Origin of the sequence: Psychrobacter sp. (genome assembly GCF_049295055.1) — a bacterium.
Classification (GTDB): Bacteria; Pseudomonadota; Gammaproteobacteria; order Pseudomonadales; family Moraxellaceae; genus Psychrobacter.
The window spans coordinates 1-8,334 of sequence record NZ_JBAQQF010000073.1; the positions used below are offsets into that span (position 1 = coordinate 1).

Below are 8,334 nucleotides of genomic sequence, written 5' to 3' on the forward strand. Positions count from 1 at the left end.
AACTCAGAAGTGAAACATCATCGCGCCAATGGTAGTGTGGCTCCGGCCATGTGAGAGTAGGTCATCGTCAGCTCTCTATTCTAAAAGTAAAACCCCCTTACGCGAAAGTGTAAGGGGGTTTTCTTTGGCTGGGGTTTGGAAGAGCTAGTTTCTTGAGTATTGAGTATTGAGTATTGAGTTATAATGACTGTTATCAAAACACTAAATACTAAAGTAAAATATGTATTTAATATGAAATTTGGTTTTCTTATTGATAATAAATCTTTCGAATTTAATGGCTTTAAAATAGCTCCTGTTCTGGAGTTTGATTCTGTTCTAAGAGATTTCTATAAGACAGCACGTGTCAGTAAAGGATGGTTTTATGGAGCAAAAATAGAACTTCCTAGATCAGCTAGTGAAAAGAACGAGTTTGAAGCAGATGCTGTTGTGATAAATTCTTCATTTTTCAGTATGAGTCCGACACATGAGATATTATCAACTGAAGATTATTCTGATGATCATTTAAGATTTCTTATATTAGGTTATGGGTTTTTACAGGGACTATATTTTACTCCAGAAAGTTACTCGTATTTAGGGCGTACAGCTTATGAGCCAACTAAGTTGAATGGCTTACTATTAAATGGCGATGATTATATTAACGGTATGGAAAGCATAAATAGGTTCTATGTTAACTCAAACCAGGAAGATCAAAATCAGATGTTTACCTGTATTCATTGGTATTTAATCGGTCAAAGTTATCAGTTTGATTGGGAAAGATTCGATGCACAATACAAAGTCCTTGATGGTATATATAAACTATCAGGAACGAAAGCTAATAGTCACGCAGCTCGTCCAATAGCACTTGCTGAAAGATATAATTTAGAACTACCACTATGGGCAAAGTTGATTACCAAGAAAGAAAGTAAACTCAGCAAACAACGAAATGACCTATTTCATGAAGCAAAGTATGGCGGACATCCAATTGGATACTCTTATCCAGAAGAGAATTATAACCTTGAGTTTACGTCTTTTAATACAAAGCTCATCGCGGCTGCTTTAGGTATAAATACTCCATACTTACAAGCAGAACCAAAAAACCGACTACTAGGAATGTGGAATATAAGTATGTGACAAATTTTATGAAAAGATTACCTCTGAAAAACCAAACGCTCTAAAACAAATCCCCAATCTCAACCACTTCCTCAAAATCAAATCCTAACTGCTCGCCCTTACGCTGTCTGATTTGTTCAATACGCTGTTTACGTCCTACAATTAGCCTTAGTACATCACGACGCTGCTCATTATTCATACTGAGCCATAGCTGACGCTCAGGACGACTGCGCAGGCAACCAAAGCAATAGCCTTTCTTATTGCTTGTGCAAACACCAATACATGGATTGGTGATATCGAACAGTTCAAACTGCTGATTCATGGCGGCTCCATCGCGTTTATCGTTATTCCTTTAACTTACATCATCTTATTTTAAAACACTATTATGTCGTAAATAACGAATAATAGTGTGCCGCTTTATTGTTACTGTTTTTGGCGACGCAATGCTATGCTTAGCTTTTATTATCGATATAAAGTCATCATAACAAAATTAATAAGTGAGATTGTACGTGAACATTATTTATATTCATGGATTGGATAGTGATGCCAACTCTACCAAAGGTATATTATTAGAAAGCTATTGCCAACAGCATGATACTGATATTACCGTATATCGACATGATCTGAATAGCGCTCCTGAGCAAGTGTTTGAGCAGTTGGTAAGATTGGTAACCGAGCTCAATAGAGAAGATAAAACCGTACTTGTTGGTAGCTCGTTAGGTGGTTATTTTTCAACCTTGGTAAGCAATCATACAGGTTGTCCGGCTTTATTATTGAATCCTAGTACTCAGCCACATGTGACATTGCAGCGCTTTGCTAATGAGTTGCTGTTAGAGAGTGATAGTGGTGAAGATGACAGCGAAGATAAAGTGCCAGAGAATCAGATTCTCCATACGACGGCTGGTGGTTGGAACATTACTTCTGCAGATTTACAATGGTTTGCGAACCATCAATTGGTATCCATCGATTATCCGCATAAGATTGCTGTTTTGCTCAAAGAGGGTGACGAGCTGCTAAATGCTAAGCTATCAAAAGATTTTTATCAAGCGCATGGAGCGACGGTAACTTTGCAAACAGGTGGTGACCATAGGTTTACTGATTTTGGTGAACAGCTACCGATGGTTATTAGTACGCTACAGCGTCTGTTATCAACTTAAAGAGACGACATTATATGACGTGAGCGACTGACAATTAGCGTTACTGTCGCTATTTTTGGTTATAATGGTTTAATAGAATTAATCAGACATGAATCGTTAAGGATGCATTTGTGAGTCAATATAATGCGCAATCGTTAGAAGTTTTAGAAGGACTTGAGCCGGTACGTCGCCGCCCAGGTATGTATACAGATACGACGCGCCCCAATCATTTGGCGCAGGAAGTCATTGATAACTCAGTCGATGAAGCACTGGGTGGTTATGCCAAAATTATTAAAGTTCAGCTGCATAGCGATGGCTCATTATCGGTTGAGGATGATGGTCGTGGTATGCCAACCGATATTCATCCTGAATTTAACCAGTCAGGGATTGAGCTGATTTTGACCCGTTTGCATGCGGGTGGTAAATTTTCGACCGCTAATTATGAAGTATCGGGCGGTTTACATGGCGTCGGTATCTCTGTTGTCAATGCCTTGTCGACGCGGGTTGAAGTGACCGTATGGCGTGATAGTACGCAGTTTGAGATGGCGTTTGAAAATGGCGCTCCAGTGACGGCGCTAACTGAGACTATCAGCTCAAATAAGCGCAAACGAGGTACGAAAGTACATTTTTGGGCAGATGGCAGCTTTTTTGATACGCCTAAATTTAATGTAAAGCAGCTTAAGCATAATTTAAAAGCCAAAGCGGTGCTAGCAGCTGGTCTGACGATTGAGTTTGTTGACGATATCAATAACGAAAAAGTCGTTTGGCAGTTTACTGATGGCGTCGTTGAATATTTAAGCGAGCAGCTAGACGGATTAGAGACTTTGCCGCCCGAACCTTTTTATTATCATTATGATGCTAAGAAAGGCGAGCGTGCTGGTATTACTTTTGCGTTGTCTTGGTTACCTGATGGTGGCACGCCCATTCAAGAAAGCTACGTCAACCTGATTCCAACCGCGCAAGGCGGTACGCACGTTAATGGTTTGCGTACGGGAATTTTAGAGGCATTGCGTGAGTTTTGTGATATTCATAACTTATTACCGCGTAGTGTCAAGCTGACGGCAGAAGATGTATGGGACGGGGTCAATTATATCTTGTCGCTCAAGTTTTCTGAGCCGCAGTTTTCAGGACAAACCAAAGAGCGTTTATCGAGTCGTGAAGCAGCGGGGGCGGTACAAACGTTGGCAAAAGATGCCTTCAGCTTATGGTTAAATCAGCATGCGGATATGGGTGCGCAGATTGCCGAGCTGGCAATCAACAAAGCAGGTCGTCGCCTTAAATCTGCAAAAAAAGTAGCGCGCAAAAAGATTACTCAGGGTCCTGCTTTACCCGGTAAGCTTGCTGACTGCCGTGGTGATTTACGCGATGGGGCTGAGCTATTTTTGGTAGAAGGTGATTCTGCCGGCGGTAGTGCGAAGCAAGCACGCGACCGTCATTATCAGGCAATATTACCTCTGCGTGGTAAGATTTTAAATACGTGGGAAGTATCATCAGATACGGTGCTATCAAGTCAAGAAATTCATGATATTGCCATCGCTATCGGCGTCGATCCAGCGTCTGATGATTTGTCCGAGCTACGTTATGATAAGGTATGTATCTTAGCGGATGCTGATTCTGATGGACTGCATATTGCTACCTTGATTTGTGCTTTATTCGTCAAACATTTCCCTGCATTGGTTGATGCAGGTCATTTATTTGTGGCGATGCCACCGTTATACCGAGTGGACGTGGGTAAAGAGGTGCATTATGCGTTAGATGAGCCTGAGCTTAAGCACATTTTAGCCAATGTACCGGGCAACAAAAAAGCGCAAATTACACGTTTTAAAGGTCTGGGCGAGATGAGTGCCGAGCAGTTGCGAGAAACGACCATGAACCGTGATACGCGCCGCTTGGTACAGCTAGATATGGATGATATGGTGTTGACCAATAGTGTGATGGACATGCTGCTGGCTAAGAAGCGCGCTTCTGACCGTAAGATATGGCTGGAGGATAAAGGCAATTTAGCTGATATCTCATAGCTGTTTCGAGGGCGATTACGCTTATTGTTAGTATTACTTATAATTATGATTGAACAAGCTTTACCATAACAAAATCATGCAAAATCCAGCTTAGTGATACGAGCTTAATGGTATTATATGCCTATCTTTTATTATATGGTGCCGTCATGACATCAAAGTTGTTTAATCGTTCTAAAGCTAACAGTTCTAAGCCGACCCGCTCTAAAATATTGCCAAAGCTGAGTAAAAAACAGCTGGGTAATTTGGTTCCTAAACGAGGTAATAAGATTGCGCCGGTGATTGCTTCTGCACTATTAAAAGCGGCAGGTTGGCGTACCGTTGGTGAGATTCCGAATATTCCGCAGGCAGTCGTATTGGCGCTGCCGCATACATCGAATGTCGATGGTGTTTATGCGATACCCAGTTTATTTGCTCTTGACCTAAAAATTAGTATCATGGGTAAGCATACGTTATTTAAAATACCATTACTCGCACAGTTGATGAATTGGATAGGTGTTGTTCCTATTGATCGCAGCAATAAAGGTTCAGTGCTACAATACAGTATTGATCAATTCAAAACTGGTGAGCCGCTGTTTTTAGGATTGTCGCCAGAAGGTACACGTGAGTACACGGAGAAGTGGAAAACCGGCTTTTACTATTTAGCCGTGGGTGCTGGTGTGCCCATCTTGCCGGTAGCGCTTGATTATAAGACTAAGGAAATACGCTTTATGTCTTTGGTCTATCCTACGGGGAATATCGAAGCGGATTTGCCGAAAATATATGCCCAGTATAAAGGTGTGTTGCCAAGACATCCTGAGCGCCTATCGAAGCCATTAAAGGACGTTAATAACTCAGCTGATTGATGTTTTTTTTAAAGCAGTCATTCATAAACATCTAGACGTAAAAACCCCTGATATGACTGTATCAGGGGTTTTTGTTTTTAGTCTAAGGTTTCTTTTTAATACTATTAAATATATGGGAATTACTAAAATACAGGTATTTTTAAGATGCATTTAACCATTAGAAGCACTAACACCGCCATCGACAGGTAGATTAACACCGGTAATCATCGCTGCATCATCACTGGCCAAAAACATAATAGCGGCTGTCACATCAACAGGTGTCGCTGTTTTTCCTAATGGAGAGTGAGTCAAAAAAGGATTTGAACTGGTATCTGTTGTCACTAAGCCAGCAGCTACTGCATTAATACGCACGCCATTTGGTGCGTTTTCTAATGCCATTGCCTTTGTGGTATCAGTCAAGCTGTTTTGTTCAGCGTTATAGCTATCAATATTCCAATCTGCTGCTATAGTCGTTAGCGTTGATACATTAACGATATTACCTTTTGTTTTTATTAAATAGGGAATGACTGATTGATGAATGCCAACGATAGTATCTATATTGACCATCACATCAATATGCTGATATTTCTCGAGCGCATGCTCTATTAATCTTGGAATTTGGGTTGGATCATTAACATCACTGGTGATTGTAAGGTGGTTACCTGTATTGATCCATGTATGATCTTGTGGAAGCTCCTTGTAGATATACTCTAAGAGGTCATGATTAATGCCGACCAGTATACAATTAGCGCCTTCTTTTGCGAACCTAATAGCGGTTGCACGACCAATATCTGAATCTGCACCTGTTATGATAACGGTTTTTTCTTTAAAGCGCCTCATAGTGTTCAATCCTTGTTATTATGTGATTATTATAAAATAAAACAGTTGTTAAATAAATTTGATACATGTCTCTGATAAGTATCGTAGAGCGCACTCTATAACCTATAAATTAATGCGTAAGCAATCATGCTTCTATATCATCATAACAAGTCACTGCAATGAAAGCGACCGTGCATAAATACTCTTATGTAGCTTAGTTTTTTGCCAAATGCTGTTTTATAAACATTTAAGCTCACTTACTATATGCCCATTACAATGTAGGCAACGCCATATTTATTTGATACTAAAAGGTTGGAGCTGTGCCCAATTCTACTACTGCGATATCGGATTTAGGCTATCTTGACAATGAGTTAGCCTGCTACTTGCATACAGACGTTTTAGAAATTGTATTGCCTAATATGCAAGCAATGAAGGACAATTATGATGCTGAATATGATGCTCGGCACTATGGTTACCAACTGCCATTGGGTAACTTACGCCTATTAGAGCTGGTGGTATATTTACCTGATAGTGTCGCATCAGCTGATGTTGAGACTATACGTAAAACAGCCATTAAGTCAGCATTGGCATGGCAGAAGATTTATTTATCCAATCATAAAGACAGTCATACGCTCACTGCTCAGGTATTGGTCTTTGATATTCAATTTAAAAGCGATATCAATGATAATCGCCTTAACAACAAAAATACTCAAAACGATCGAGTAAAGCGCATGAAACATAGCTTTACTGCTCGCTACTTTATGGAAGATTTGATCGTCGATATGAGTGATGTCCAACAGCTACAAATATTTAGCTGGCACGATTGGCAAGCTGTACTAGAAGCGCTACATACCCCATGCGAGCTATGGCGATTTTTACAATATTGTTTAAAGCAGCTACAGCATAATGATATCAGTCATTTGCCAAATATTGATGTTGAAGCGTTGAGTGTAACTCGATTTCTAAACAGTTCAGCTTTGTTTGCACCTGCTATTGCAGTAGATAATGCGCTAATCAAATATGGTCTACAAAATGAGCCGAACTCGGCGTTGATAGCGATAACGCTTGCTCAAAAAACTAATAGCGCTACCACTCAGATGTATCAGTAGCATATGGAACAAGCCGCTGTCTTGTGGTCACAACTTAGCAGCCAGATGATAGCTATGGTTAGTAAAAAGCCAGTCGCTGTTAAAAGCAAAGAGCCGCCAGCAGAGCAGCAAAAAAAATCGTTAGGATTGGACTTTTTCCATTGGCAGCAGCAAATACTAGACGAGTCATTGTTTTCACGCCATGAACTGATCCGTACTTTATACAAACATCCTAAGCAAGAAATGGCGTTACAGAAACAAGGTTATGTGATACATCAACATTCTTATGAGTGTTTAGGGCGGCATTATGTGTTGATATTTTATGGACAGGATTTGGAAGGGCAGAACAGTAAAGCAAGAATTCAACCAAACTTAGCAAAAATTGCCTTGGATGTTGCAACACGACTTCCAATAGCTGAACTGCATCATGTCATTGTGTTGGGTATCGATTTTATAGCAGAAGCTGGAGATACTTTTATAGATATTGATTTATGGATTCAGCCAGTTGATAAAATGACCCAACGTGAGCGACAGCTTACTAAGCAACTACAGCAACTACAGCAAAAAAATCAGAACTAAACTCATCAAAATTTAGATAAGTAAGCCAAATTAAGATCATAAGAAAAATTGGTAACCTAATAAATTATCTCGGGTGAGCTTGAGTAGCTTTATTCCAGCCTGCGATCATAAATCGTGAATAGTAGCATTCCTTATTAATCATAAAAAAAGACAGCCTAGGCTGTCTTTTTTTTAGAAAACGAATGAATAATGATGTGTTATTTTAAATTATCATTATCTATGTTTGTAAAACCACTACCGTTCGTGAAGTCATTAGTAGGGTTAGTATTGTTGTCGTCAGTTTCGATATGAGTGATATCAACCGTGTCTGAACCTAGTGGAGTAGACGTGCTCGTACCGAGCGTATCAGAATCTGTACTTACGACAGGTTTCGTCGTTACTACAGGAGTGCTAATTACACTTGCTACTGGCGGAGTACTTGTCGCTGCGCTCGGTGTATTCTCACGAATTGAGGCAGCAAATTTGTCTTGAGTTGATGATTTAGGCGTTAAAGCAGATTTTGCTTTCGCTTCGTCATGCTCTCTGTCCATTTTATCCTGCATCTTACGTAGGAAACGTGAAGCTGCTTCTTGACCACCAAGACCAAACGATAGGGCAAAGGCAACGGCAACAGCACCTAATGTTAGACCAAATGCTAAGTTAACAATAGAGTCAGCAATACCCATCGCTTTTAGACCCATGGCAAGTACTAAGCCCATGATCAGTACGCGTACGATGTTTGCTAGGAACTGTGAACCTTGCTCAGAGCGCTCAACGACACCAGCAATGATGTTAGCAAGCCAAA

Annotated in this window: 8 protein-coding genes and 1 pseudogene; 6 read left to right on the forward strand and 3 right to left on the reverse strand. The window is 40.3% G+C overall.

Translation table 11 applies throughout. The annotated features are described in order from the left end of the window. Positions 1–183 precede the first annotated feature (183 nt). Positions 184–1,110, forward strand: coding sequence for a hypothetical protein (locus tag WAZ74_RS10920; protein WP_422308330.1), 927 nt, complete (start codon positions 184–186; stop codon positions 1,108–1,110). 40 nt (positions 1,111–1,150) lie between these two features. On the opposite strand, the gene WAZ74_RS10925 is transcribed toward WAZ74_RS10920, so the two are convergent. Further along, complete coding sequence (locus tag WAZ74_RS10925; RefSeq protein WP_422308331.1) at positions 1,151–1,411, reverse strand: DUF1289 domain-containing protein; 261 nt, start codon at positions 1,409–1,411, stop codon at positions 1,151–1,153. 187 nt (positions 1,412–1,598) lie between these two features. Here WAZ74_RS10925 and WAZ74_RS10930 point away from each other — a divergent pair, with 187 nt between their 5' ends. The 3 genes from WAZ74_RS10930 to WAZ74_RS10940 all read left to right on the forward strand — a co-directional run bounded on the left by WAZ74_RS10930 (position 1,599) and on the right by WAZ74_RS10940 (position 5,085). Then, positions 1,599–2,246, forward strand: coding sequence for a YqiA/YcfP family alpha/beta fold hydrolase (locus tag WAZ74_RS10930; RefSeq protein ID WP_422308332.1), 648 nt, complete (start codon positions 1,599–1,601; stop codon positions 2,244–2,246). A gap of 110 nt (positions 2,247–2,356) precedes the next feature. Next, positions 2,357–4,243: a DNA topoisomerase IV subunit B gene (gene parE, locus WAZ74_RS10935; protein WP_422308333.1), complete on the forward strand. Its 1,887-nt coding sequence runs from the start codon at positions 2,357–2,359 to the stop codon at positions 4,241–4,243. 146 nt (positions 4,244–4,389) lie between these two features. Continuing rightward, positions 4,390–5,085, forward strand: a complete 696-nt coding sequence (locus WAZ74_RS10940) for a lysophospholipid acyltransferase family protein (RefSeq protein ID WP_422308334.1) — start codon at positions 4,390–4,392, stop codon at positions 5,083–5,085. Positions 5,086–5,235: 150 nt separating this feature from the next. Here WAZ74_RS10940 and WAZ74_RS10945 read toward each other — a convergent pair whose 3' ends face one another. Next, positions 5,236–5,904: an SDR family NAD(P)-dependent oxidoreductase gene (locus tag WAZ74_RS10945; RefSeq protein ID WP_422308335.1), complete on the reverse strand. Its 669-nt coding sequence runs from the start codon at positions 5,902–5,904 to the stop codon at positions 5,236–5,238. 299 nt (positions 5,905–6,203) lie between these two features. Here WAZ74_RS10945 and WAZ74_RS10950 point away from each other — a divergent pair, with 299 nt between their 5' ends. Together WAZ74_RS10950 and WAZ74_RS10955 are read left to right on the forward strand one after the other, a co-directional pair. Then, entirely contained in the window at positions 6,204–6,992 is a 789-nt protein-coding gene (locus WAZ74_RS10950) for a hypothetical protein (RefSeq protein WP_422308336.1), read from the forward strand. A gap of 3 nt (positions 6,993–6,995) precedes the next feature. Continuing rightward, positions 6,996–7,550, forward strand: a complete 555-nt coding sequence (locus WAZ74_RS10955; protein ID WP_422308337.1) for a hypothetical protein — start codon at positions 6,996–6,998, stop codon at positions 7,548–7,550. Between the two features lie 197 nt (positions 7,551–7,747). Here the strand turns inward: WAZ74_RS10955 and WAZ74_RS10960 are convergent. Then, positions 7,748–8,334: pseudogene (locus WAZ74_RS10960) on the reverse strand (hypothetical protein); the annotation flags it as partial.